General features: G+C 70.6%; 23 protein-coding genes and 1 pseudogene. 14 read left to right on the top strand and 10 right to left on the bottom strand.

The genetic code is table 11. The features are described from left to right. Nucleotides 1-3 precede the first annotated feature (3 nt). The gene (locus tag AC0T5L_RS14385) at nucleotides 4-1,584 is read left to right on the top strand and encodes a transposase (RefSeq protein ID WP_476165961.1); all 1,581 of its coding nucleotides are present in this window, start codon (nucleotides 4-6) and stop codon (nucleotides 1,582-1,584) included. Nucleotides 1,585-1,677: 93 nt separating this feature from the next. Here the strand turns inward: AC0T5L_RS14385 and AC0T5L_RS14380 are convergent, their stop codons facing one another. Both AC0T5L_RS14380 and AC0T5L_RS14375 read right to left on the bottom strand, forming a co-directional pair. After that, entirely contained in the window at nucleotides 1,678-2,853 is a 1,176-nt protein-coding gene (locus AC0T5L_RS14380; RefSeq protein ID WP_476165960.1) for an MFS transporter, read from the bottom strand. Beyond that, complete coding sequence (locus AC0T5L_RS14375; RefSeq protein WP_476165959.1) at nucleotides 2,850-3,227, bottom strand: ArsR/SmtB family transcription factor; 378 nt, start codon at nucleotides 3,225-3,227, stop codon at nucleotides 2,850-2,852. The genes AC0T5L_RS14380 and AC0T5L_RS14375 overlap by 4 nt, the downstream gene beginning before the upstream one ends. 100 nt (nucleotides 3,228-3,327) lie before the next feature. Between AC0T5L_RS14375 and AC0T5L_RS14370 the strand changes: the two genes are divergently transcribed. The 3 genes from AC0T5L_RS14370 to AC0T5L_RS14360 all read left to right on the top strand — a co-directional run bounded on the left by AC0T5L_RS14370 (nucleotide 3,328) and on the right by AC0T5L_RS14360 (nucleotide 5,376). Next, the gene (locus AC0T5L_RS14370) at nucleotides 3,328-3,618 is read left to right on the top strand and encodes a hypothetical protein (protein WP_476165958.1); all 291 of its coding nucleotides are present in this window, start codon (nucleotides 3,328-3,330) and stop codon (nucleotides 3,616-3,618) included. Then, nucleotides 3,594-4,355 (top strand): tyrosine-type recombinase/integrase, encoded by a 762-nt coding sequence (locus AC0T5L_RS14365; RefSeq protein ID WP_476165957.1) that lies wholly within the window; start codon nucleotides 3,594-3,596, stop codon nucleotides 4,353-4,355. Before AC0T5L_RS14370 ends, AC0T5L_RS14365 begins: the two co-directional genes overlap by 25 nt. A gap of 277 nt (nucleotides 4,356-4,632) precedes the next feature. Beyond that, complete coding sequence (locus AC0T5L_RS14360; protein ID WP_476165956.1) at nucleotides 4,633-5,376, top strand: metallophosphoesterase; 744 nt, start codon at nucleotides 4,633-4,635, stop codon at nucleotides 5,374-5,376. 69 nt (nucleotides 5,377-5,445) lie between these two features. Here AC0T5L_RS14360 and AC0T5L_RS14355 read toward each other — a convergent pair whose 3' ends face one another. After that, on the bottom strand, nucleotides 5,446-6,258 hold the full coding sequence (locus AC0T5L_RS14355; protein WP_476165955.1) for a thioesterase family protein: 813 nt from the start codon (nucleotides 6,256-6,258) through the stop codon (nucleotides 5,446-5,448). Nucleotides 6,259-6,393: 135 nt separating this feature from the next. On the opposite strand from AC0T5L_RS14355, the gene AC0T5L_RS14350 reads away from it, so the two are divergent. Further along, nucleotides 6,394-7,164 carry a MerR family transcriptional regulator gene (locus tag AC0T5L_RS14350; protein ID WP_476165954.1) on the top strand — a complete coding sequence of 257 codons (771 nt, stop codon included), beginning with the start codon at nucleotides 6,394-6,396 and terminating at the stop codon, nucleotides 7,162-7,164. Between the two features lie 18 nt (nucleotides 7,165-7,182). Here the strand turns inward: AC0T5L_RS14350 and AC0T5L_RS14345 are convergent, their stop codons facing one another. Next, nucleotides 7,183-7,650 (bottom strand): nuclear transport factor 2 family protein, encoded by a 468-nt coding sequence (locus tag AC0T5L_RS14345; protein ID WP_476165953.1) that lies wholly within the window; start codon nucleotides 7,648-7,650, stop codon nucleotides 7,183-7,185. 196 nt (nucleotides 7,651-7,846) lie between these two features. Between AC0T5L_RS14345 and AC0T5L_RS14340 the strand changes: the two genes are divergently transcribed. The 5 genes and pseudogenes from AC0T5L_RS14340 (at nucleotide 7,847) to AC0T5L_RS14320 (ending at nucleotide 13,313) form a co-directional block, all read left to right on the top strand. Further along, nucleotides 7,847-8,467: a CGNR zinc finger domain-containing protein gene (locus AC0T5L_RS14340; RefSeq protein ID WP_476165952.1), complete on the top strand. Its 621-nt coding sequence runs from the start codon at nucleotides 7,847-7,849 to the stop codon at nucleotides 8,465-8,467. Nucleotides 8,468-8,559: 92 nt separating this feature from the next. Further along, nucleotides 8,560-9,090 (top strand): NUDIX hydrolase, encoded by a 531-nt coding sequence (locus AC0T5L_RS14335; RefSeq protein ID WP_476165951.1) that lies wholly within the window; start codon nucleotides 8,560-8,562, stop codon nucleotides 9,088-9,090. 172 nt (nucleotides 9,091-9,262) lie between these two features. Beyond that, nucleotides 9,263-10,425: pseudogene (locus tag AC0T5L_RS14330) on the top strand (ATP-binding cassette domain-containing protein); the annotation flags it as partial. A gap of 518 nt (nucleotides 10,426-10,943) precedes the next feature. Next, nucleotides 10,944-12,455 carry a hypothetical protein gene (locus AC0T5L_RS14325; protein WP_476165950.1) on the top strand — a complete coding sequence of 504 codons (1,512 nt, stop codon included), beginning with the start codon at nucleotides 10,944-10,946 and terminating at the stop codon, nucleotides 12,453-12,455. A 300-nt stretch (nucleotides 12,456-12,755) separates the two neighbouring features. After that, entirely contained in the window at nucleotides 12,756-13,313 is a 558-nt protein-coding gene (locus AC0T5L_RS14320; RefSeq protein ID WP_476165949.1) for a hypothetical protein, read from the top strand. Nucleotides 13,314-13,320: 7 nt separating this feature from the next. Here the strand turns inward: AC0T5L_RS14320 and AC0T5L_RS14315 are convergent, their stop codons facing one another. After that, entirely contained in the window at nucleotides 13,321-13,731 is a 411-nt protein-coding gene (locus tag AC0T5L_RS14315; protein WP_476165948.1) for a DUF2000 domain-containing protein, read from the bottom strand. Nucleotides 13,732-13,838: 107 nt separating this feature from the next. On the opposite strand from AC0T5L_RS14315, the gene AC0T5L_RS14310 reads away from it, so the two are divergent. The 4 genes from AC0T5L_RS14310 (at nucleotide 13,839) to AC0T5L_RS14295 (ending at nucleotide 19,670) form a co-directional block, all read left to right on the top strand. Further along, nucleotides 13,839-14,318: an Lrp/AsnC family transcriptional regulator gene (locus tag AC0T5L_RS14310; RefSeq protein WP_476165947.1), complete on the top strand. Its 480-nt coding sequence runs from the start codon at nucleotides 13,839-13,841 to the stop codon at nucleotides 14,316-14,318. A 353-nt stretch (nucleotides 14,319-14,671) separates the two neighbouring features. Further along, the gene (locus tag AC0T5L_RS14305; protein ID WP_476165946.1) at nucleotides 14,672-16,051 is read left to right on the top strand and encodes an MFS transporter; all 1,380 of its coding nucleotides are present in this window, start codon (nucleotides 14,672-14,674) and stop codon (nucleotides 16,049-16,051) included. Continuing rightward, nucleotides 16,048-18,135 carry a molybdopterin oxidoreductase family protein gene (locus AC0T5L_RS14300; protein WP_476165945.1) on the top strand — a complete coding sequence of 696 codons (2,088 nt, stop codon included), beginning with the start codon at nucleotides 16,048-16,050 and terminating at the stop codon, nucleotides 18,133-18,135. Before AC0T5L_RS14305 ends, AC0T5L_RS14300 begins: the two co-directional genes overlap by 4 nt. Before the next feature lie 77 nt (nucleotides 18,136-18,212). Continuing rightward, nucleotides 18,213-19,670 (top strand): FAD-dependent oxidoreductase, encoded by a 1,458-nt coding sequence (locus tag AC0T5L_RS14295; RefSeq protein WP_476165944.1) that lies wholly within the window; start codon nucleotides 18,213-18,215, stop codon nucleotides 19,668-19,670. A gap of 37 nt (nucleotides 19,671-19,707) precedes the next feature. On the opposite strand, the gene AC0T5L_RS14290 is transcribed toward AC0T5L_RS14295, so the two are convergent. From AC0T5L_RS14290 to AC0T5L_RS14270, 5 genes are all read right to left on the bottom strand, one after another. Beyond that, the gene (locus tag AC0T5L_RS14290) at nucleotides 19,708-20,196 is read right to left on the bottom strand and encodes an anthrone oxygenase family protein (protein WP_476165943.1); all 489 of its coding nucleotides are present in this window, start codon (nucleotides 20,194-20,196) and stop codon (nucleotides 19,708-19,710) included. A gap of 105 nt (nucleotides 20,197-20,301) precedes the next feature. After that, a complete protein-coding gene (locus AC0T5L_RS14285; RefSeq protein WP_476165942.1) occupies nucleotides 20,302-21,471 on the bottom strand; it encodes a PP2C family protein-serine/threonine phosphatase in 1,170 nt (389 codons plus the stop codon). 274 nt (nucleotides 21,472-21,745) lie between these two features. Further along, complete coding sequence (locus AC0T5L_RS14280; RefSeq protein ID WP_476165941.1) at nucleotides 21,746-22,870, bottom strand: hypothetical protein; 1,125 nt, start codon at nucleotides 22,868-22,870, stop codon at nucleotides 21,746-21,748. Nucleotides 22,871-23,022: 152 nt separating this feature from the next. Continuing rightward, nucleotides 23,023-23,664 carry a DsbA family oxidoreductase gene (locus tag AC0T5L_RS14275; protein WP_476165940.1) on the bottom strand — a complete coding sequence of 214 codons (642 nt, stop codon included), beginning with the start codon at nucleotides 23,662-23,664 and terminating at the stop codon, nucleotides 23,023-23,025. Nucleotides 23,665-23,683: 19 nt separating this feature from the next. Continuing rightward, nucleotides 23,684-24,592: an ADP-ribosylglycohydrolase family protein gene (locus tag AC0T5L_RS14270; protein WP_476165939.1), complete on the bottom strand. Its 909-nt coding sequence runs from the start codon at nucleotides 24,590-24,592 to the stop codon at nucleotides 23,684-23,686. Between the last annotated feature and the right edge of the window lie 20 nt (nucleotides 24,593-24,612).

Genomic DNA, 24,612 nt, shown 5'->3' with positions numbered 1-24,612 from the left:
GCGTTGCGCGAGCAGCTGCGCTGCAAGGAGGTGTGGGTGGTGGGGGCCGGGCGGTGGCGCAACCCCGATGAGGACCTGCCCGCCGACTTCGAGGCGCGCCGCGCCGAGCACTACACCGAGCTGCGCAAACCCCGCGCCCCCAAGGCCTTCACCCGCGCGCTGCGCGAGGAGATGGAGGCCGAGCTCGGCGAGCTCGACGCCGCCCTGCCCGGCCTGGAGTGGGTCCAGGTCGCCGCGCGCAAGGCGGGGGCGATCCGGTTCACCGCGCCGGAGGCCTCCCCCGAGCCGCGCCACCTGCGCCGGCTCAAGGGCGAGGTCCGGCGCAGGTGGGACGGTGTGCCGCTGATCGACATGCTCAAGGAGGCGATCCTGCGCACCGGCTGCCTGAGACAGGTCACCTCGGTGGCCGGCGGCGGGAGCATGCCCGTCGAGGTGCTGGCCGAGCGTTTGATGCTGGCCATCTACGGCTACGGCACCAACACCGGGATCCGCGCCGTGGCGGGCGGCACGCACGGCCACACCGAGGAGGACATCCGCTACGTTCGGCGCCGCTACCTCACCCCCGAGTCGGCCCGGCAGATCGCCGTGGAGATCGCCAACGCCACCTTCGCCGCCCGCGACACGGGTCTGTGGGGCGCCTCTTCCACGGCGGTGGCCTCCGACTCCACCCACTTCCGGGCCTGGGACCAGAACCTGTTCACCGAGTGGCACTCCCGCTACGGGGGCCGCGGGATCCTGGTGTACTGGCACGTCGAACGCGGGTCGGTGGTCGTGCACTCCCAGACGCTGCGGGCCTCGGCCTCGAAGGTCGCGGCGATGGTGGAGGGCGCTATCCGCCACGGCACGACGATGAAGGTGGAGGGCAACCACGTCGACTCGCATGGTCAGTCGGAGATCGGGTTCGGCATCACGCGGTTGCTGAACGTGGACCTGCTGCCGTGCATCAAGCAGATCAACCACGTCCGGCTGTACCGGCCCAACGTCGGCGAGCCGGACGCCTATCCGAACCTGGGCCCGGCGACGACGCGGCCGATCCGCTGGGACGTGATCGAGAACAACTACGACCAGGTCATCAAGTACGCCACCGCGATCTGCTCGGGGACCGCCTCGACCGAGGCGATCCTGTCGCGCTTCACCCGTGCCGCCTCGCATCCGGCCTACCAGGCGATGCTGGAGATCGGGCGCGCTCGACGCACCTGCTTCGTGGCCCGTTATCTGCGCGAGCGCGAGTTGCAGCGCGAGATCGAGGAGGGGCTCAACGTGGTGGAGTCCTGGAACGCCGCGAACGCGGTCATCTACTACGGCAAGGGCGGGGAGATCTCCACCAACCGGCGCGAGGAGGTGGAGATGGCCGCGCTGTGCCTGCGGATCCTCCAGGCGTCCCTGGTCTACGTCAACACCCTCATGCTCCAGGACGTGCTGGCCGAACCCGCATGGGCGGACCGGCTCACTGGCGCCGACCGGCGCGGGCTGACCCCGCTGTTCTGGAGCCACGTGCGCCCCTACGGCGAGGTCAACCTGGACCTGGGGTCGCGTCTGGACATCGGCACGGGGGCGAGGCCGGCAGGCCCCGCCCCCGCGTGATCGCCCGGTGCCAGCGCCGCCCGTCGCGGATCTGACAGGTCAGGCATCTGCGGGAGGCGAGGCCGGTCGATCCCGTCGGCGACCTCTGCGGTCTCAGGACCGGCTGAGACTGGCCTCGGTCCGTTCTGTCGACCGCATCGCCCTGCCACGCGTGATGGCCACGGCGAGTACGAGCGCCACGAACGCGGCTCCGCCCGCCCATCCGGGAAGCGCTCCGGCGGACGTGCCCTGATCCAGCAGCCGGCCGCCCAGGGCCGCACCGGCCGCCGAACCCAGGTACATGGCGGCCATCTGGAAGGCGATGAGGGCCATGGCCTGCCGCTGACGCCCGTGGACGAGCAGGTGCTGGAGGACGGGCACGCTCGCCCACCCCGCGGCTCCCCACAGGGCGACCGCGACGACCCACACGGCGGCCTGGTCCAGGAGCGACAGAGCGCCCAACGCCAGGGCCAGAACCGCCACGACCGCGGGGAACAGCCGCTTGGGCCCCCAGGCGTCCAAGGGCTTGCCGATCAGGGCCGAGGCGGCGACACCGCCGAGGCCCCACAGCCACACGAGCGTGAACGCCCACGGGGCCAGGTCGCGCGCCTGCGCCATGGGGACCAGGTAGGTGTACAGGCCCAGACTCGCCAGCCCGAGCAGGAAAGCCAGGATCACGCCGGTGGCGATCGCGGGAGATCTGAGGAGGCGGAGGTTCTCACCGACCCTGACCACCGCGATGGACGGGTACGGTGCCCGTCGGGCCAGGACCGCGGCCATGCTGACGGCGCCGATCGCCACGACCAGCCCCATGGTCCAGCGCCATCCCGCCCACTGGCCGATGAGCATGCCCACCGGCACGCCCGCCACGGTCCCGGTCGACAGTCCGAAGGTCACCAGCGCCATGGCGCGTCCGCGCTCGTGGTCGGCGACCATCGCGGCGGCCGTGGCGGTCGCCACCGCGGTCAGGATCCCGGCGCCGAGGCCGGCCACCACACGTGATGCCAGGAACACCGCGATGCCGGGGGCCAGCGCGGTGACGAGGTTGCCGAGGTTGAACAGGGCCAGTGCGACGGCCAGGGCGCGCTTGGTGGAACCGGCGACGAGCGGCCCCGACAGCAGCGGCCCGGCGAAAGCGTAGGCGCCAGTGAAGGCGGTGACGCCCAGGCCGATGGCGGCCACCGACACCGTGAGCGAGCCCGCGATCTGGGGCAGGACGCCGGCCAGCACGTAGGCGTCGATGCCGAGCGAGACGGTGGCGGCCACCAGTGGCCACAGTCGGCGGATCACTGGTCGGCCCCCTGCTCTGCGCCCTCGCTGTGGGCCTTCTCGTCGTGTTCGTCGGATGGCTCGGGCTCGTATCCGGCCAGGACGGTGTTCACCAGGCCGGGGAAGCGGGCCTCCAGATCCGCGGTACGCAGGCTGATCATGCACTTGCGCCCCTCGGCCCGCACGAAGGCGACGCCGGACTCGCGCAGCAGGCTGGTGTGGTGGGTCAGGGTCGACCTGGGCAGGTCGGGGCCCAGGTCGATGCTGTCCACCTCGCCCTCCTGGGCGAGTTTGCGGACCATCTCCAAGCGCAGCGGCTCGCTCAGCGCGAATAGCACGCGCGGCAGCGAGATCTCCTCGGTCTCAGGGTGAACGTAGGTCCGTATCGCAGCCACCGCCAGCACCTCCACGATCGTTCGACTATTACCGCACAATAATAGTGCGAATATTCCCGCACAATCAAACGAGCTGCTGTAGGCGCAGGCTGCACACAACTTGGTCGAGGTTCGTGACGGGTGTCCTACTTCTGGAAACACACGCACCGGTCGGCCGCGCCGAACCCTCACCCTGCCTGACGACCTGGCGGACGAACACCGCGCCTTCAGTGAGAAGCTGGCCGCCTCCACCGACCTGGAGGCGGCCACCCGCGACAAGTACCGACGCAACGCCGCCCACTTCCTGGCCTGGCTCGCCAACGCGAAGGAGGCCGGTGCCCTGGACGGCGCCCCCCCCTCACCGACCCGAACGCGAGGGACTGGGCGGTGCGCGACTACCGCCGCACCCTGAAGAACACCCGAACCCGCTCTGGTGGTCGCCTGTCGGCGGCCACCATCAACAACCGCCTCGCCGCCATCGACGCCTTCTTCTCCCTGCGCGGCTCGGGCCGCCCGGACGTGGTCCGCGAGCACCTGGCCCGCCCCAGAGCTCCCCGCGCGCTCGATGCCCGCGCCAAACTGCGGTTCCTGCGCACCGTGGCCCGCGACGCCTCGCCCCGGGACCGGGTGATCTGCCACCTGGCCTACTACGCGGGCCTGCGCATCGCCGAGATCGTCGCCCTGGACGTGGCCGACATCCGCCTGTCCGCACGCAAGGGCACCGTGCGGGTCCGCGGCAAGGGGAAGTTCGGCGGCAAGGACCGCACCGTCCCCCTGCACGCCGAGGTGCGCGGTTCCCTGGAGGTGCTGCTGGACGCACTCGGCCGCCCTGCCGCCGGGCCGCTCATCCGCAACCGCGACGGCGGGGCCCTGTCGACCCGGACGGCGAACGCGGTGGTGTGCGAGCTGGGCGCGGCGGCCGGGATCGGACCGGCTGACGACGGCGAACCCTTCGGCCCGCACGTGCTACGGCACTCCTTCGGCACCGACCTGGTGCGCGGCCGCGGCGACCTCGCGAAGGAGCCGGTGGACCTGGTGACCGTCGCCGAGCTGATGGGGCACGCCGACATCAACACCACCCGCCGATACGCCCTGCCCACTGAAGCTGACAAGGCCGCCGCCCTGGACGCGCTCACCATCGACCGGTGAGGGAGCGGCCACGGTGATGTTCCTCGTTTGCGGCCAGTGACACGTGCGTTAACGGCCCCGTGGACCTACCCGGGCGGAGGCGGCTACGACTCCACTATGACGCGTATCGGCTGAGGACCGCCGACGGCCGTCCAGCTCCCCGTGGGGACGACCGCGCACACGCCTGTCGCACGCCGTGTGCGCGGATTAGCCTTCGACGTACCTCGACGGGAACGGCGGATCCGCGCTGACCCGTACCCCTTCGAGGTCCCGAACCCACCCGACCACGAGGACGACCATGACGCTTCTGCTCGCCCATGTCAGCGACCTGCACCTGGACGGAACCGCGCACACCACCGAGCGCGCCACACGGACCGTGGACTACCTGCGCGGACTCGCCCAGGCACCGGACGCGCTGCTGGTCACCGGCGACATCGCCGACCACGCCGCCCAGAAGGAGTACCAGGAAGCCGCCCAACTGCTGGACCTGCCCTTCCCGGTACTGGTCTGCCCCGGCAACCACGACGACCGCGAGGCGATGCGGGAGGCGATGCTGGGGGAGGAGCCCTCCGGGAAACCGTTCAACCGGGTACACGAGGTGGCCGGCGCGACCGTGCTGGCCTGCGACTCCACGATCCCCGGCCAGGACGGCGGCCACCTGGAGGCGGCCACCCTGATGTGGATCAACGAGACCCTGGGCTCCCTGCCCGACGAGCGCCCCGCACTGCTGGCCCTGCACCACCCGCCCGTGCGGGTGCACCACCCGCTGCCCGACTCCATGCGCCTGGACAACGCCGACGATCTGGCCGGGCTGCTCCAGGCCCACCCCAAGGTGGCGGGGATCCTGGTCGGGCACGCCCACACCGGCGGGGCGACCACCTTCGCCGGACGGCCGCTGCTGCTGGCGCCCGGGGTGACTTGGACGCTGCGCATGCCCTGGGAGGGCGAGTGGACCGCCAACCGCGACCAGCCCCCGGGGGTGGCCTTCCACGTCCTGGGCGAGGACCACCGCCTGACCACGCACTTTCGCGCGGTGGTCTGACCAGCACCGCACGCGGGGCGGGGCCACCGTCGGAGCGGACGGCGGCCCCGCCCAGAGCGCGCGGAGTGCTCAGAGCAGCATGGCCAGCTGGCGGCACTGGGCCACCAGGGTGCCCGTGCCGTCCCAGATCTCCATGTCCTCCTCGTGCAGGCCGCCCGACACGTGCTTGGTGAACACCCGGCAGGCCAGCCACCCGGGGGCGGGACGGGCGCGCACGTGCACGCTCAGCTCGACGGTGATGGTGGCGAACTCGCCGATCTCCAGCACCGCCGGGGGAGCGAAGTCCACCATCGAGGCCAGGGAGTGCGTGTCGGGCTCGCGGCCGTCGGCGAAGCGCATCCAGAACTCGGTGTGCGGGCGACCGTCCTTCCTGCCCTCCAGCCAGCCCGGGCGCTGGGGGTAGCGGTACTCCACGCTGTGGGCGATGCCCAGGCCCTCGGGGCGATCGAACTCGGGCGGGATGAAGCAGTCCTCGGGGGAGGGCAGGTTCGGGGGCTCGTCCAGGGTCAGCACGCGCGCCGCGGGATCGGGTGTCAGGTCGCCGTAGGTGGCGGTGGCGCGCACGATCTCCTTGCCGCCCTGTTCCAGGACGACCTGCCCGGTGGCGGTGCGGCGCCCCTCACGTACCACCTCGGTGCGCGCGGTGGCCTCGCCCGGGGCGGCGGGGCGCAGGAAGAACACAGAGACGGCCAGGGGGTCGGGCTGGCTCAGGCCCTGACGCAGCGCGTTGAGGGCGGCGCCCAGGACGTATCCGCCGTTGGGGTGGGAGGTGAAGGTGGTCCAGGCGTTGGTGAGGGTGGCTGCGAACTCGCCGTCGGCCCGCTTCTCGACACGGGTGTCCCGGTCGAACTGGAAGCCCTCAAGGGTGTGGTCAAGGCTCATACCCCAATGTTACCGGCGAGTAGAAAAGGGTGGTCGCCCCGGGGCCGCCCCGCCGGGAAAAGCACATTGACCCTGACGCGACGTCAGGCCCTAACTTCGCGCGCACGTCACCACCAGTGAGGAAGCACCGAACAGATGGGACACACCGTCGGCGAGGTCGCCCGGATGAGCGGACAGACCGTGCGGACCCTGCACCACTACGACCAGATCGGACTGCTCGTCCCGGCCGAGCGTACCCCGGCGGGCTACCGCAGCTACAGCGACCACGACCTGGAACGGCTCCGCCAGATCCTGACCTACCGCGAACTGGGCTTCGGACTGGACCAGATCGCCGCGCTACTTGACGACCCCACCGCCCACACCCGCACCCACCGGGCCCGCCAGCACCGACTGGTGACCGAACGCATCGAACGCCTGCGCCGGATGGCACAGGCACTCGAACGAGTGATGGAGGCCGAGTCCATGAACCTGAACCTGAGCCACGCCGAACGCCTCGAACTCTTCGGCGACTTCGACGTGGACGCCCACAGCGAGGAGGCCCGCCAGCGCTGGGGCCACACCGAGGCCTACGCCCAGTCCCAGCGCAGGGTGAGCTCCTACACCAAGGACGACTGGGAGCGCGTCAACGCCGAGAGCGAGGAGATCTACCAGGACCTGGCCCGGGCCATGGCCGAGGGGGCCGCAGCCGACGGCACCAGGGCCATGGACCTGGCCGAGCGGCACCGCGCCCACATCAGCCGCTGGTTCTACGTCTGCACTCCCCAGATCCACCAGGGCCTGGGGCGGATGTACGTGGACGACGAGCGCTTCACCGCCACCATCGACACCCACGCCGAGGGGCTGAGCCCCTACCTGCGCGAGGCCTTCGCCGCCAACGCCGCACGCCGACAGGCACGCCAGGACTGACGCACGGCGCGGTGGCGGTCACCGGAGCGCGATGTCGTGCCCCCGCACGCGTTCGCCGTCCGGGCGGGGGCCGAAGTAGCGGCGCTCGGCCTCGGCGATGGTGACGTCGTTGATGCTGGCCTCGCGGCGGCACATCAGACCGTTTTCGTCGAACTCCCACAGCTCGTTGCCGTAGCTGCGGTACCACTGGCCGCCGGCGTCGTGCCATTCGTACTGGAACCGGACCGCGATGCGGTTGTCGTGGAAGCTCCACAGGCTCTTACGCAGCACGTAGTCGAGTTCGCGCCGCCACTTCGCGGTCAGGAACTCCACGATCCGAGCACGGCCGGTGAGGAACACGTCGCGGTTGCGCCACACCGAGTCCTCGGAATAGGCGAGGCTGACACGGTGCGGGTCGCGGGTGTTCCAGGCGTCCTCGGCCGCCTGGACCTTGGCGATGGCGGTGTCGAGGGTGAAGGGCGGCAGCGGCGGGCGGGTCTGGGACATGACGGTCGGGCCTTTCGGGTGGCGTTCTCGGTCCACTTCACGGCGACGAAGGCAACGGGGCGAGGTCCTCATGAACGCCCCCACACTCCTTATAACGCTTGAAATCCATTACAAGCATTAGAACTCTTGCATGCCCGCCACCCCCTGTCAACGGATGGAGTAGGTTGCAAGCGTGAGAAACGAGGTGTGCCGAGGTATGCGGACACGCGCGCCCCTGCTGAACGAACCGCTGCCCGTGGAACTGATGAACACCATCTGGGCCGACCGGGACGGCCTCCACGACGCGCTCAGCGCGACAACCACCACCCAGGCCTGGCTGTGTGCCATCGCCCCGCGTACCGACCTGCTGACCGAGGAGGACCCGTACACCCTGACCGCCGCGGACACCGGCCACCTGGCACAGCGCCTGTCCAGACTCCGCGACGCCCTGCGACGGCTCGCGGCCGAAGCCACCGGCGACCCCAGGACGGCCGCGGCCTCCCCCGTACACGAGCTGGCCACCGCCGTCACCGAGGTCAACAGGATCGCCGCCGCCGTACCACGGTGGTCGGCACTGGCCTGGAGGAGCGGCGAACCACCCTCCCACCGCACCCGCACCGACGGGCAGGCCACGGCAGCCACGGTCTCGGCCCTCGCCGAGGAGGCGGTCGACCTGTTCGCGCACCCCGACCGGCTGCGCCTGCGCGCCTGCCTGGCCCCCGGATGCGTCCTGTACTTCACGAAGAACCACCCCCGGCGCGAGTGGTGCTCGACGAACTGCGGCAACCGGGCCCGCGCCGCACGCCATTACCAACGGCACCGCGGGTCCAGGGGCTGAGCCACCGGCGCACGGCCCCGGCAACGGGCACACCAGAGGCCGAGGCCATGCCAACCTTGTGACCCCGACCCCTTCCACCCCGGGAGCCGCCCGTGCGCTGGACCGTGCACTCCGAGAAGACCCTCTACGCCGACCCGTGGGTCGACGTGCGGACCGCCGACGTCGAACTCCCCGACGGAGACCGGTTCGACCACCGCCTCATCCGCCGCCCACCCGGCGCCGGAGCCGTGGTGCGCGACGGCCGGGGACGCGTGCTGCTGCTGTGGCGCCACCGGTTCATCACCGACACCTGGGGATACGAAATCCCCATGGGCGGCGTGCACCCGCAGGAAAGCCCCCAGGACGCGGCCGCACGCGAGGTGCGGGAGGAGACCGGATGGCGCACGGGAGCGCTGCGCCCGCTGCTGTACACCCAGCCCTCCAGCGGGCTGATGGACAGCGAACACCACGTGTTCCTCGCCGACCGGGCCGAGCGCATCGGCGAACCAGAGGACACCTGGGAGTCCGAACGCGTGGAGTGGGTGGCACTGGAGCGGGTCCCCGAACTGGTGCGAGCGCGCACACTGGTGAGCGGCACCTCGATGAACGCGCTGCTGTACCTGTACGCCACCGACCGGAGCTGAGAGCGCCTCCTACCCCGCGAGGCCCGGATCCACGACGAGGTTCCCGGCGCCGCGCCTTCCGCGACCCGACGGCTTCGACCGGAACGCTCGGCCCAGGACCTCGGGTCCGGCGGGAACTCCCTCCAACCTCAGCCGAAATCTGACTTCATGTCCGTTTCGCTGATCGGTCTGCTACCGCGTCCGCCTGGCCTGCCTGCTGGGCGCCTCACACGAGTCCCTCCTCCTGGACGAGCCCACGAACCACCTCGACGCCGCCGGGCTCGACCTCCTGACCGACCGGCTGCGGGGCCACGGGAACGGCGTGGTGCTCGTCAGCCACGACCGAGCCCTGCTCTCGGACGTGGCCACGACGATGCTCGACCTCGCCCCGAGCCGTGACGGCAGGCCCCGGGTCCACGGTGGGGGATTCACCGGTTACCAGGAGGGGCGGCGTGCCGAGCGCGAACGCTGGGCGGCCGAGTACGAGCAGCAGCAGGCCGAGCACACCCGCCTCACCCAGGATCTCTCCGAGGCGCAGAACCGACTCGTCAGCGGCTGGCGCCCGGACAAGGGCACCGGCAAACACCAGCGGGCGACCCGCGCACCCGGGCTCGTCCGTTCCGTCCACCGTCGGCGCGATGACCTGGAGGCACACGCGGTCACCATGCCACCGCCCCCGCTGCGGTTCCGGATGCCCGATCTGTCGGCGAGGCCCAAAGTAACCCTGCTCAGGGCCGACGAAGCCACACGGGACGTTTGGACCAATCGGTCACGGTCGCCCTCGAATCCGGTTCACGGCTGGTGGTCACCGGGGGCAACGGGGCGGGTAAGTCGACACTCCTGTCGGTACTCATAGGACGGATCGAACCAACCAGCGGCAGCGTGCGCGCCGTGGGCGCCGCCCGGGTGCGGTTGCTGACGCAGGAGTCACCGCAGGCGGGTGCGCGACGCGCTCGCGACGTGTTCGCCGCCCACCTGGGCAGACTCGTCAGCAAGGGCGTTCTCAGGAAGGACCAAGCGGTCTCCCTGAGCTCCCTGGGGCTGCTCTCGTCCGCGGACGCCGACAAGCCGTTGCGTGAGCTGTCCATGGGACAACAGCGCAGGCTCGACCTCGCCCTGGCACTGGCGTCCCGCCCACACGTGCCGTTGCTCGACGAGCCGACGAACCACCTCTCGATCGCCCTCGTCGACGAGCTCACCGAGGGGCTCGACGCCACCGAGGCGGCGGTGGTGCTCGCCACCCACGACCGGCAGCTCCAACGCGACGTCGGTTCCTGGGACCGGCTCACACTGGGCCCCGCGGCACCCGCGTCCTGGCCGGCCAGCCAGTCGGCTTCGCAAGGGCCCCGGGCATGAGGCACGTTGACGTGGCGCAAGGGCCTGGCGAGGTTCCGCCGGGCCCTCCGCGCCGCACGGCACGGCGCCCGGCGTGGCCGTCGCCGCCGGGCGCTGGCGGACGAGATCGCGACCAGGGTCGCGGATGCGGCATCCGTGACGGCCCCGTACTCCCGAAACCACGGCGGGCCGCAAAGAGGGCACAGACCAGGCGAACCTGTCAGCAACACGACTCCTGTCCGCGATCACGTGCGCTGCCCGACCCCGACCGCCACGGTCGGGGAGCCCGCCCTCATGCGCCAGGACCAGCCCCGAACAGGTCGATCTCTCCCTTGGCTGACTGAGCGAGTACCGTACCCGTGAAAAACCACCGCCAGCAAGAATCGACGGGCTCATCAAGGACGTCGTCGTGGCACTCGACCCGGTCCTGAGCCGAGACGACCTGACCGAGTCGCACGGACAGACCCGGATCACCACCCCCAAGCCCCGCTGGCACGGTCATCTCGACGGTCACCCCCTCAACACGAGCGGAGCTCACGTTGGCACCCAAAGACCCCCCGCCCACGCCACAGGCCAAACCTTCGACGGAGCACGCGCCCGACCGGATCTGCGTGGTAATCGGCAACGCCACCCTGCTCGGCATCGGCTACGTGCTGATGCGCCGGCCGGGCCTGGCGATCGCGTCGCTGATCGGATCAGTCAGCCTGCTGTCGCTCATCGCCGTCTACCCCTACGTTCTGGTGTGGAGGTTGCTGCTTCCGGTCTGGTGGACGGCCCTGGTCCTCCATACCTGGCGGTTGGCGCCCCAGAAGCACCCCGTCCTCCGCGGTGCGGGGAAGCCGGTGTGGCGCAAGCGCGCGCTCATCGCCGCCTGCCTGATATCCGTCCTGCTCGCCTGGGTCCGCTTCGACGCCTGGACGATCGTGCGCGACGCCGAGGCCGCGCACGCCGACGGTGACTGCGATCGCGCGGTGGCCTCGTCGCGGTGGCTCGGCGCGGCCCACGGCGTCGTCTACGGCTCGGTGACCTCGCGAGGCGAAGAGGAGCGCGAGGCCTGCGAGCTGCTGCTCACCGCCCTCGACACACTGAGCCCGTCCCTGACGGCCGAGAGGCTCGGAGCGTACCTGGACCACCCCGGTGCCCTCTGGGACGGCGCCGGTCCAGAGCGCGCCGAGTTTCTGCTCGAAGGTGTCGTGGAGAGCGGCGATGAGGTTCTGGAAGGCGACGAGCTGGACCTGGCCCCGCTGGAGGACGCCTTCGCGCAGCTGTCCGTGACGCTCCAGAGCACGCCTGGCCAGAGCGAGCGTGTGAGAACGACCGTGGAGTCGTTCCTCGCCGATCTGGCCGAAGCTCCACCCTGCAACGCCAAGGAGATCGACGCCTGGCTGTTCGCGCAGACCTGGGAGGCGCCGGAGCTGACCGAACCGATAGCACCGGAGGCCGATCAGGTACCGGTACGGATATTCGGCTGCGCGGATGACCTCAGTACGACCAGCGTCGACGCGGGGAACGCGGCCTACCAGGAGTTCCTGGCGGCTTATCCCGAACACGCACTGGCGGCAGAAGCCGCCGAGGGCCTGCTCTCCGACGGAGGATACTGCCAGTATCCGGCTGCCTATCCTGGCGCACCGGCTTACGAGGGCGGGGGTCCGCACGCGATGCGGATGGTCGGGATGGACCCCGACGAGTACGGCTTCCCGGACTCCTGGCGGGCCGAGACCGCCGACCAAACGGTCCTGGTGGTCTGCGTCGAAGGCCCCGAACGAGGCAGTCACCAGCAGACCTGTTACTACGATCCGGGTGCGGGCCAACTGGTGCCGCTGCACGGGGCGTTCGCGAAGGTCGACTTCTACTCCACCGAGTTCACCGTCAAGGCGTACGAGCTGAGTACCGGCGAGCTGGTGGAGGACTACAGCGAGGAGATCGGCGACCCGTGTCCCGAGGTACTCGAATACAGCTCCTACTCCTCCTTCGATGTCGTGCCAGACGAATACGACTCCGACTATTCGGACGCGGATGTCCGATCGATTTTCGACCGCCTCATGGACTGAGGCTTTCTCGTCATGATCGAAGGCCAGGGGCGTGGTAACGGGACCTGGTGTGGAGTCTTTCACCCTGGGGCCGAGGATCCTCAGGAACTCGACGGGCTGGAAGCCGGCGTTGCCGAACCAGTGTGGGAGGTGGGCGTCGAATTCGGCGGCCCCGCCCGCACCTGGGCCTGCCACGCTGCACGAGCGCGGCTTCATGGGACTCCCTGACGCCGCGTCCGCCACACCGGCGCCCCGCTCCGGGGCCGCGCGACCGGAAAACCCCTCGCGCGGCCCGGGAGCGCCGGATTACCGTGCTGGGTTATGGCACCCGCCCGCAGGCACTGGCGCAGCCAGGAACTGACCCAGACCATGGCCGCCATCGCCGCCGAGACCGCACACGCCTGGGTCCACACGTGCACGCGGTGGGACACCGAGCCGGCCGACTCCCAGGAACACGACCTGGCCGAACTGGTCGTGTCCGACCCCGGACAGTTCCCCTGGCGGGCGGTGGAGGCGGCCATGGGCCTGCTGGTGTGCCCCGGGTGCGAACGGGCGCTGGGCTCAGGAGAGCGCGGCTGCGCCCCTTGCGACCTGGCCGACGGGCACCGGTACCTGGCCCGCGAACCCGACCGGGCGGGTCTGCCCCCGGGCAACGAGCACGCACTACGCGTGGGCACGGTGGTGGTACGCCAGTGGTACCGGTACCCGGCCACGGCGGTGTGCGGCTGGGAACTGGCACTGCCCCACATCCACCAGGGCTGGCTGCCCACGGGGACACGGGCACGGGCCCTCAAGGCCCGCCTCAACCGCCTCACCGCCCCACAGCTGCGCACCGTCGCCTCCTACCAGGAGGTACAGGCCCTGACCGGGGGCGCCTGAGCACCTCTCAGCGCATCAGCTCCATCCTCCCGGTGATCCTGTTGACGGCGTTGCGCACCCCGAACACGGCCACCCCCACATACTCCACGTCCCGCGGTTCGGTGGCCGCGAGCACGTCCAGGTACTGCACGTAGTCGCGTGAGCGGCGGGCCGCCTCGGTGAAGCCCACCACCGTCAGCCCCCGCTCCTGAGCTTCGGCCTTGACCCGGCGCAGCTGCTCTCCGGAGGCCACCAGGGTGGGCACCGGGTGCGGGTTGATCCCGGCGTGCACCCCGCCGCCCGCGTCCTTGCCGTCGGCGGCCAGCGAGTTCTCCAACCGCCCTCCCAACGCCAGCCCGAGCACCGCCCCGGCGTTGGCGGCGAGCGCGGGCTCCAGGCCCTGACGCAGGACGACGACAAGCTTGGTGGACATTCCCATGACTTCCCCGTTCATATGGCGTGTGAACGGTTCAGAACCTAGGCAGGGGAACACTGCTCCGGCGATAGAGCCGAACACTATTCGCCAGGAGCTCTAATGTTGAAGCCATGGACGAACTTGATTCGGTGATCGTGCGCGAACTCCAACAGGACGCCCGCCAGACCAACCGCGCCCTGGCCCGCAAACTCGGCGTGGCACCCTCCACCTGCCTGGAGCGCGTGCGCCTGCTGCACCAGCGCGGAGTCATCCGCGGATACCACGCCGACATCGACCCGGCCGCGCTCAACCGACGGGTGGAGGCGTTCGTCTCGGTGCAGCTGCGCCCACCCAGCCGCCAGGCCGTCGAGGGCTTCAAAGCCGCGATGTTCGCCCTGCCCCAGGTGATGGCGGTCTACGTCGTGGCGGGGGAGCAGGACTTCCTGGTACACGTATCCGTGCCCTCCCTGGACGCGCCGCACAGCTTCCTCATCGACCGGCTCACCCAGCGCCGTGAAGTCGCCGGCTTCCGCAGCCAGATCATCTACGACAGCGCACGCAAGAACACGGCCCCACCCCTGGAGCAAGCCGCTGGCACCCAGCGAAGATGACACATGCACGAGAAGGGCAATAACCTCATACCGGTCCCGGCACCGGGAACCTGCCTGAGCACCGCCTCTAGCACCCCGACGGGCGACCTGTCCACGGGGGGCGGCCCCAACCACGCACCCGACCCGACCGCGGACAGAAGCACCAACAAGAAGGGGGAGTAGCCGCCCGGGTGGTACTCACCACACCCTCTCGCGCCTGCCCCCCTCCCACCAGGCACGACGGAGCTTCTCACCGAGACCACCCGCCCCGGGTGAGCCGACTGTTTCCCATGCGTTACGACCGGACACCTCCAGGCAACGCGGCCTTCCTACCTTCGGTTTCATCAGCAGCCGTCGATCAGGAAGGCACGGCCGTGACCCCCGAGACTGGCCAACGCGCACCGCGCACCGGTAAAAGCTGGATCTCCCGTTGGCACCCCGAGGACGAGGAGTTCTGGAACAACGGAGGACGCACCGTCGCCCACCGCAACCTGTGGTCCTCGATCCTCTCCGAGCACATCGGCTTCTCGGTATGGAGCCTGTGGTCGGTCCTGGTGCTGTTCATGACCCCGGCCACCGGCTTCGACTGGTCCGCGGAGCAGAAGTTCCTCCTGGTCTCCGTCGTCTCCCTGGTCGGCGCGGTCCTACGGGTCCCCTACACCCTGGCCGTACCGATCTTCGGCGGCCGCAACTGGACGATCATCTCCGCCACCCTGCTGCTCCTGCCCACGGTCCTGGCCGTCCACCTCATCCAAAACCCCGACACGCCCTACTGGCTGTTCGTGCTCCTGGGCGCCACCGCCGGATTCGGCGGCGGCAACTTCTCCTCCTCCATGGCCAACATCAACTTCTACTTCCCCGAGAAGGAGAAGGGATGGGCCCTGGGCATGAACGCCGGCGGCGGCAACATCGGCGTGGCCACCGTCCAGCTGGTGGGCCTTGGCATCATCGCCCTGTTCACCGTCCAGGCCGGATACCTCGTACCACTGGTCTACGTGCCCTTCCTGCTCCTGGCCATCTGGGTGGCGGTACGGCACATGAACAACCTCTCCAGCGCCCGCACCGACGTATCCGCCCAGCTCGCCGCGACCAAGGACCGCCACTTCTGGATCATGTCCTGCCTCTACGTCGGCACGTTCGGATCCTTCATCGGCTTCGGATTCGCCTTCGGGCTGCTGCTACAGAACCAGTTCGGCCTGGACCCCCTCCAAGCAGCCTCCCTCACCTTCCTCGGCCCGGCCATCGGCTCCCTCATCCGCCCCCTCGGCGGCAAACTCGCCGACCGTATCGGCGGCGCCCGGGTCACCCTGTGGAACTTCCTGGCCATGGTCGCCGGAACAGGCGTGGTCGTGGCGGCCATCAACCTGGACGCCCTCCCCCTGTTCGTCACCGCGTTCGGCATCGTGTTCGTCCTCACCGGCATCGGCAACGGCTCCACCTACAAGATGATCCCCTCCATCTACGCCGCCAAGGCCCAAAACGCCATCTCCCAAGGCACCCCGCCCCAGCAGGCCCACTCCTACAACAAGCGCATCGCCAGCTCCATGCTCGGACTGATCGGCGCCATGGGAGCCCTGGGCGGCGTCGGCATCAACCTGGTCTTTCGCGAGTCCTTCCGCCTCACCGAGTCCGCGGCCCCCGGCTTCATCGCCTTCGGCACCTTCTACCTGGTCTGCGCAGCACTCACCTGGACCATCTACCTGCGCCGCCCCGCCGCACCCGCCACCGACCGCGTGGAGACCACCACACGATGACCGCCACCCACTGCCCCTACTGCGCCCTGCAATGCGCCATGCACCTGGAACCCGGCCCCGACGGACGCCTGGCCGCCCGCCCCGCCGACTTCCCCACCAACCGCGGTGGACTGTGCCGCAAGGGATGGACCTCCGCCGAACTCCTGACCGTCCCAGACCGCCTCACCCGCCCCCTGATACGCAAGGACCGCGCCTCGGAACTGGTGGAGACCGACTGGGACACCGCCCTGGACCACATCGCCGAACGCCTGCTCGCCCTGCGCGCCGAATCCGGCCCCGACACCGTCTCGGTCTTCGGCAGCGGCAGCCTGACCAACGAGAAGTCCTACACCCTGGGCAAGTTCGCCCGCCTGGCCCTGGCCACCTCCCAGATCGACTACAACGGCCGCTTCTGCATGTCCTCAGCGGCGGCCGGGGGCATGCGCGCCTTCGGCCTGGACCGGGGCATGCCCTTCCCGCTCACCGACGTCGGCTCCGCCGAGGCCGTCCTGCTGGCCGGAGCCAACCCGGCCGAAACCATGCCACCGATGATGGGCCACCTGTCCGCGCCCACCCTGATCGTCATCGACCCACGCCGCTCCGCCACCGCCCAAACCGCCCTGGCAGACGGCGGCATCCACCTCGCGCCCCGCCCCGGCACCGACCTGGCCCTGGCCCTGGGCCTGCTACACGCCGCATGCGTCCAGGGCTGGTGCGACCAGGACTTCATCCACGACCGCACCAACGGCTTCGCAACCACCTGGGAACACGCCGCCGCCTGGTGGCCCGAACGCACCGAACAGGTCACCGGCGTTCCCGCCGCCCACATCCGCGCCGCCGCCGACCTGCTGGGACAGGCCGCCCACAACCGCTCGGCCTACATCCTGACCGGCCGCGGCACCGAACAGCACACCAAGGGCACCGACACCGTCTCCGCGTGGATCAACCTGGCCCTGGCCCTGGGACTACCCGGCCGCCAAGGCTCGGGCTACGGGTGCATCACCGGCCAGGGCAACGGCCAAGGCGGACGCGAACACGGCCAAAAAGCCGACCAGCTACCCGGATACCGCAAGATCACCGACCCCGCCGCCCGCACCCACGTGGCCGGGATCTGGGGCGTGAACCCCCACATCCTGCCCGGCCCGGGCCGCTCAGCCTCCGAACTCATCGACGCCCTGGGCACCGACCAGGGCCCGCGCGCCCTCCTGCTGTTCGGCTCCAACCCGGTGGTCTCCGCACCCCAGACCGGACGCGTCCGCGAGCGCCTGGCCTCCCTGGACCTGCTGGTGGCCGCCGACTTCGTACTCTCCGAGACCGCCGCCATGGCCGACGTGGTCCTGCCCGTGGCCCAGTGGGCCGAGGAATCAGGCACCATGACCAACCTGGAAGGACGCGTCCTGCGCCGCACCCAGGCCACCGCCCCGCCCCAGGGCGTACGCACCGACCTGGAGGTCCTCTCCGGCCTGGCCACCCGGCTCGGACAGCCCGCCGACCGGTTCCCCACCGACCCCGACACCGTCCTGCAAGAACTGGGCCGCGCCTCAGCCGGAGGAGCCTCGGACTACTCCGGCATCACCCCCGAACGCCTGGAGAGCGGCGAAGCCCTGCACTGGCCCGTGCGCGCACAAGGAGAGTCCACACCCCGCCTGTTCCTGGACTCCTTCGCCCACACCGACGGCCGCGCCCGCTTCATACCGGTCATCCACCAGCCCCCGGCCGAGACCACCGACACCGACTACCCCCTCATCGCGACCACCGGACGCACCATGGGCCACTACCAGTCCGGCGCCCAGACCCGCCGCGTCACCGAACTGGACCAGGCCGAACCCGAGGCCTACGTGGAGGTACACCCCGACACCGCCGCCCGCGCCGGACTGGCCTCCGGGGACTGGGCCCGCCTCACCTCCCGGCGCGGCCACACCCGCGCCCGGGTACGCCTGACCTCCACCGCACGCCTGGACACCGTGTTCCTGCCCTTCCACTTCGCCGGGGCCCAAGCCGCCAACAACATCACCCACCCGGCCCTGGACCCCACCAGCCGCATGCCCGAGTTCAAGGTCAGCGCCGTGCGCCTGGAACGTGAACCCACCACACCCCGCCCCTGACCCGCCCACACCGGATTTCACGACCCCCCCGGCCGACGCCGCCCGGGAACGCACACACCCACACCAGGAGGCAGCAGTTGAGCACCGTGCAGGGCGCGTCCCCGCGTCAGATCGTGGTCGTCGGCAACGGGATGGTCGGCGCACGCTTCGCCGAGGAGGCCGCCCGCCTGGACCCGGCCGGAGAGCGCACCCACACCACCGTGGTCGGCACCGAAGACCACCCCGCCTACAACCGGGTCCTGCTCTCAGGCGTGGTCGCCGGGGACTACACCCCCGACCAGATCCGCCTGCCCGTCCCCCACACCCCGGGCGTGACCGTGCGCACCGGCACCACCGCCACCGCCCTGAACACCGAGGAACGCACCCTCACCCTCGACGACGGCACCCACCTGCCCTACGACGAACTGGTCATGGCCACAGGCGCACGCGCCTCCTTCCCCCCGATCACCGGCGTGGCCAACCAGGACGGCACCCCGGGGGAGGGGGTGACCGCCCTACGCGACCTGGCCGACTGCCAACGCCTCCTCGCACTGGCCCGCCCGGGCGCCCCCGTGGTCGTACTCGGCGGCGGCATCCTGGGCCTGGAAGCCGCACGCGGCCTGGCGGGCCGAGGCATACGGGTCTCGGTGGTGGAATCCTCACCCTGGATCATGCGCCGCCAGATCGACCAGCCGGCCGCACGCGTCCTCGCCGAGCGCTACGCCGCCCTGGGCGTGACCGTGCACTCCTGGCGGGTGGCCTCCCGCTGGATCCCCGGCACCGGCCTGGAACTGGACGACGGCCGCGTACTGCCCGGCGACGCCCTGGTGGTCACCGCCGGGGTGCGCGGCAACACCGAACTGGCCAAGGACGCCGGGATCGAGGTCGAGCACGGCGTCGTCGTGGACGACCGCCTGGCCACCTCCAACGCGCGCGTGCACGCCATCGGCGACTGCGCCCAGCACCCCGGAGGCGGCGCCGGGCTCATCCAACCCGGCTGGGAGCAGGCCACGACGCTGGCCAAGCGCCTGACCGGAACCGCACCGAACGCCCTCTACACCGGAGCCAGGCCCCTGACCCGCCTCAAGGCCGAGGGCATCGAACTGACCGCGTTCGGGCAGGTCCACGAAGACGATGACGCCGAGGGCCTGGAAACGGTGACCATCAGCGACCCCTACGGCGGCCGCTACGCCAAACTCTCGGTGCGCCAGGAGAAGGTGGTGGGCGCGGTACTGCTGGGCTTCCCCGAGGCCGCGGCCACCCTGTCCCAGCTCTACGAGACCGGAGCCCCCGCACCCGCCGACCGGCTCGCCCTACTCCAGGGGCTGCCCACCGCCACCACCGACCAGCAGACCCAGGAGGGGACCCAGGCGCTGGTGTGCCGGTGCAACGCGGTCAGCCGCACCGACATCGAACAGGCCTGGCTGGACGGGGCCCGCACCCGCGAGGCCATCGCCGAACAGACACGCGCCACCACCGGCTGCGGCGGATGCGTACGCGACGTCCAGGCGCTGCTGTCGGGTATGCAGGGCCAAACCGGCTCCCCGGTCAACTAGGCCGTGCGCGCACGCCTGCGGAAGGTGCGTGCCCCGCTCAGCGCACCGTCAGGGCTACCACCGCGCAGGCCAGCGCGACCAGGGAGAACAGTGTGCGCAGATGGTTCCAGCGCACCCACACCCCCTCGAAGGCACCGCGCACCTTCGCCGGGTCCGCGATCCGCTCGGCCGGACCCGCCCGGTCCAGGGCGTTGTTGCGCGGCACGTTGACGGCGAAGGTGATCAACAGCGCCGCGGCCAGACAGGCCAGCGCCGCACCGGACCACCCCGCCGCGGCCGCGGCCCCGACACTGGCGTACAGCACCAGGCAGGCCAGCACCGCCGCTGGAGCGCCGATGAAGACCACGGCGAAGTACGGGTTGAGGATGGCCACGTTGATGCCCTGCATCGCCTCGATCATCGCCCGGTCCCCGGACCTGCCCAGACCGGGCATCACCGATATGGAGAACGCGAAGAACAGCCCGGCGAACAGCCCGGTCACCACCACGGCGAACACCGGAACGACCACGTGCACCATCTCCGCCACGCCGCACCCCGACTCTGTTGTTGTCTGCGCGCCTGGCCGGATTCTACGCCCGCACGGCGGCCCCTGGGCCGCTGCCCTTGGCGCCCACCCGGCTACCAGCGGGACTCAGCCGTGCCACTCACAGAAGAGCACGGTGGCGTCATCGCCGAACTGGCCGTGGTGGTACTCCAAGACCCCCTGGACCAGGCGGCGCAGCGTCTCGGGGACCGGCATGTTGGCGGCCTGGTGCCGGATGACGAAGTCCACGAACCGGTCCACACCGAACTCCTGGCCCTGGGAATCGCGGGCCTCGATGATGCCGTCGGTGTACAACAACAACCGGTCGCCGGGCTCGAGCTGCTCATGGCACACCGTCACCGGCAGCCCCAGGTCCATCCCCAGCGGGTGGGAGGGCTCACACTCCAGGCTGCTGACCTTGCCGCCCCGAATCAGGACCGGCGGCAGGTGGCCGCAGTTGACCCAGTCCAGCTCACCGGTTTCCATGTTCAACTCGGCCAGGACCGCGGTGGCGAAACGGGTACGCACGAACTCCTCGGTCAGCAGCTTCTCCACCTGCGGGCACATGTCGGCCAGCGCGGTGCCTTTGCGGCGCTGGTTACGCAGGGCCCCCACCGCCAGGTTGGCGATCAGGCCTGCGGCGGTGTCGTGCCCCATCGCGTCGAACATCGCCAGGTGGGCGGTCTCCCCGGACACGGCGTAGTCGAAGGCGTCCCCGGCGTTGTCATAGGCCGGTTCGGTGGCGGCCGAGATCGTCACCCGCGAGTCGGCGAAGGTACCCGGCGGCATGAGCGTCCACTGCATCTCCGCCGAGACCGACATGGGGTTGACCCGTACCAGCCGCGCGTAGGCGTCGCTGTTGACGCGCTTGGCGATGATCAGCAAACCCACCATCGAGGCCAGGTCCCGCATCGAGGAACGGTCCGGGTCGCCCGCATAGCTCACGTGTAACACGCCCAGGCGTTCGGCGCCCTCCAGGATGGGCACCCAGTAGCGCTGCTCACCCTTCACACTCACGGGCACACCCGTCACATAGGCCTGTCCGGCCTGGGAGCTGTCCACATACAGGTCCTCACCGCCCTGGTGGGCGTCGATCCCACCACCGGTGAACTCGCGCAGGACCAGCTGCTGGTGGTCGGCCAGGTAGGCGCGGGCCTGGGAGAGCCCGGCCCCCTCGGCCTTCTTGGCGATCAGCGAGGGCAGCTCCTCGAAGGTGGCCAGGTGCCCGGCCCGCACCAGGGAGGTCATCAACTCGTTGGACGCGTGTTGCACCGGCATGGCAGCACCCCGGATTCTGGCACGGTAGGTGTTCCTACCCGCCGCATCATCGCCTCTGGGCCACAAGCCCCATCGTCGCACGGTCGGACAAGGACCGAAACAGTCCCGGCCCCGTCTCTGACCAGCCGATACCCGTCTTTCCATACTCCACACGGAAAAAACGTCCGCCCCGGCGGGCCCCGGCCCCACAGGAGGCGCCCGCCGGGCCCTCACAGAAGGCACCGGACACGGCCCCGATACACGGGGGGAGAGACCACAGAAAGCACCCACGGGCTCACACCACCGTGCGGATGTCACCGGGAGCGGCCTCGGGCAGCCCGCGCCCGCACACCGAGCACTCGGCCCGGCGGCGCACCGCGTAGGCGACGGTGGCCACCCCCAGAGCCACACCCCACACCGTCATGGACGCGAACACCACCGTGTGCAGCAGCTCCGCCGTCAACAGCGAGCGCCTCTCCTGCCGAAACAGCTCGACCACGATGCTGCGCCCCATCGCGACCAGCGCCACCGCCACCAGCATCGCGGGCACCACCGCCAACCCCACCGGAACCCGGCGGCCCCTCAGGCCCGCCATCCACCACGGAAAGCGCACACCCCAGCGCTGGAGGAGCCCCAGCATCAGCACCGCCCCGACCAGACCGGCCGCGCCCAGGCCGACACCGATCGTGACGGTGCCCTCCGTAGCGGCCATGGCCTCGAACTGCTGCTCACTGATCCCCACCCGCACACCGAAGACCCACGGCAGGCGCAGCGCCGGGTAGAGCAGGGCGAACACGCAGGCCAGGGCCACCGCGGCCCGGCCCAGGCGCAGCATCCGCACCCGAACAGCGCGCTCAACGCCGGGGCTCCACCGCGGCCCGCGCCCGCACCGTCCACAGGCGCAGCGCACCGCACGGCGGTGGGTGAGCGCCGCCACCGCCCACACCACCACCCCCAGGGTGAAGAACAAAGTACTCAGATGGGCGGGGGTGAAGGTGGCCTCCACCCAGTCCCGGGCCAGGCCGGGCACCAACCAGGCCGCCACCGGCAAGATCATGGTATAACCCAGCCAGGCCAGCAGCTGCCCGTTGACGAAGACCAGCAGTGCCGCACCGGACAGGGCCCAGGCGCCCGCCTCGGCCAGGACACCCCCGGCCCCGTGCGGGCGCAGCATGAGCACAGCGCACACCGCGCCCACCGCCCCCATCACCAGCGTCACCACCGCCGAAGCCACCGGGTCGGGGGAGGCCAGGAGCGAACCGAACCCGGTCTGCTCGGACACGCCCGTGGGAACCACCCCGCTCAGCCACCCCGACCCCAACCCCAAGGCCACGGCCGACCAGGCCAGAACCGTCCAGGGCACGATCGTGTCGGGTGCGTGACGGGTTCCAAACACGCTGACAGGTGGTGAGGGGGACATGGCCTGACTCCTCCAACGGGGCGGACGCAACACCCCCGACCCTGTCGAACGCCGCCCCGCCACACCTCACCACCGGGCGGGAGCGGCATCCCCCGGGCGGGGGAGCCAGACCGCGTCCCGCAACGGCCACACCCCACCCGCGGCACCCGCCCTCAGCCGCGCCCGGCCTGGTGGGCCTGGTCCAGGGCGGACACCAACACCTCCACCGGCTGGGCGCCCGAGACACTCAAGGAACGGTCCAAAACGAAGAAGGGCACACCGGTCGCACCCAGCCGCTGGGCGGTGGCGATGTCCTCGCCCACATCCTGGGCGTAGTCCTGTCCCCGCAGCACACGACGGACCTGCCGGGCCCCCAGCCCGACCTCGGCGCACACACGCACCAGGGTCCCGGCCTCGCTCAGGTCCTGGCCCTCCACCAGCTGGGCGTGCAGGAAACACTCGTGCGCCTGCCCGGCCAGACCGTACTCGCCGGCCAGATGGACAAGACGGTGCAGGTCGAAGGTGTTGACCATGACCCCGCCCGCGAAGTCATAGTCCAGCTCCTCCTGGGCGGCGACCCGGGTGACCTGTTCGGTCATCGAGCGCACCTGTTCATGAGTGGCACCCATCTTCTGCGCCAAGGCGTCATAGACCGGTTGGCTCCGGCCCCGGGGGAAGGAGGGGTCGAGCTGGAAGCTGCGCCAGAGCACCCGCACCTCGTCGGTGTGGGCGAACTGCTCCAGAGCCCTCTCCAAACGGCGCTTACCGATGTAGCACCACGGACAGACGATGTCGGACCACACCTCGACCTGCACGGACCATTCCCCCCGCTCTTCAACACCCGCTCCGCTCACCCACGGCCCAAGCGGGCAACGCCTCAACACGCCCGGCCCACTCAGCGACCACCCGCCCGCCCGGCAGTCCCGCCCCCAAGATCCCGGCCACGATCGCGCAGGTGGTGTCCATGTCACCGCCCACGGAGGCCGTGGACCACATCGCCGAAGCGAAACTCCCACCGTGGCGGGCCGCCGCCCACAACGCGAACGGCACCGTGTCCAACGCGCTGACGGCGGACCCGTTGCCCAACTCCGCGGCCACACCCACCGCGTTGGAGGTGACCAACAACGCCCGGGCATCACACACCGCCTCACGCACGCGCCCACCGGGCAGGTGCCGAACCACCCGGTCCAGGAACGGGCCCGGCCCCATCGGCTCGCGCCGCGCCACCAGCGCCGCGGCCACCGCCACCGCCACCGCGCCCTCCACGGCCTCAGGGTGGGTGTGGGTGATGCGCGCGCTCACCGCCGCATGCTCCGCGGCCTCCTCCAGGTCCTCGGCGTACCAGGCCCCCAAAGGGGCCACCCGCATCGCCGCACCGTTACCGAAGGACCCCGCCCCATCGAACAGGCCAGCGGCCAGCGCGCGCCAGTCCCCGCCCTCACGTACCAGGCGCAGCAACCGCCCCGTGGCCGGACCGTACCCGCGGTCGAAGTCGTGGCGGCTGGCGAAGGAGGCCGCCAAGCGGTCAGGGTCCACCCCGCCGCCACGCACCACCTCGGCGTACACCGACGCGGCCATCTCAGTGTCATCGGTCCACTGCCACAACCCCGGCGGCAACTCCCGCTCCCTCAGAAAACACCGGTTGTCAGGGACGAAGAACTGCGAACCGAAGGCATCACCCACCGCCAGAGCAGACAAAGCAGACAAAGCGCGTGCCGGGCGCGGAACATCAATGATGTGCATCACCCCCATCCTGGCCAATC

It is taken from the genome of Nocardiopsis sp. TRM 82005, from assembly GCF_056312425.1.
The sequence above is the reverse complement of the archived record's forward strand: the minus strand, read 5'-3'. Positions and strand labels throughout refer to the sequence as shown.

Excerpts from the sequence above, each read along its gene's own strand:
- AC0T5L_RS14355 (WP_476165955.1), bottom strand. The coding sequence starts at position 6,258 with ATGAGCCTTGACCACACCCTTGAGGGCTTCCAGTTCGACCGGGACACC.
- AC0T5L_RS14350 (WP_476165954.1), top strand. The coding sequence starts at position 6,394 with ATGGGACACACCGTCGGCGAGGTCGCCCGGATGAGCGGACAGACCGTG.
- AC0T5L_RS14300 (WP_476165945.1), top strand. The coding sequence starts at position 16,048 with ATGACCGCCACCCACTGCCCCTACTGCGCCCTGCAATGCGCCATGCAC.
- AC0T5L_RS14285 (WP_476165942.1), bottom strand. The coding sequence starts at position 21,471 with ATGCCGGTGCAACACGCGTCCAACGAGTTGATGACCTCCCTGGTGCGG.
- AC0T5L_RS14315 (WP_476165948.1), bottom strand. The coding sequence starts at position 13,731 with ATGGGAATGTCCACCAAGCTTGTCGTCGTCCTGCGTCAGGGCCTGGAG.
- AC0T5L_RS14320 (WP_476165949.1), top strand. The coding sequence starts at position 12,756 with ATGGCACCCGCCCGCAGGCACTGGCGCAGCCAGGAACTGACCCAGACC.
- AC0T5L_RS14270 (WP_476165939.1), bottom strand. The coding sequence starts at position 24,592 with ATGCACATCATTGATGTTCCGCGCCCGGCACGCGCTTTGTCTGCTTTG.
- AC0T5L_RS14310 (WP_476165947.1), top strand. The coding sequence starts at position 13,839 with ATGGACGAACTTGATTCGGTGATCGTGCGCGAACTCCAACAGGACGCC.
- AC0T5L_RS14340 (WP_476165952.1), top strand. The coding sequence starts at position 7,847 with ATGCGGACACGCGCGCCCCTGCTGAACGAACCGCTGCCCGTGGAACTG.
- AC0T5L_RS14360 (WP_476165956.1), top strand. The coding sequence starts at position 4,633 with ATGACGCTTCTGCTCGCCCATGTCAGCGACCTGCACCTGGACGGAACC.
- AC0T5L_RS14345 (WP_476165953.1), bottom strand. The coding sequence starts at position 7,650 with ATGTCCCAGACCCGCCCGCCGCTGCCGCCCTTCACCCTCGACACCGCC.
- AC0T5L_RS14280 (WP_476165941.1), bottom strand. The coding sequence starts at position 22,870 with ATGTCCCCCTCACCACCTGTCAGCGTGTTTGGAACCCGTCACGCACCC.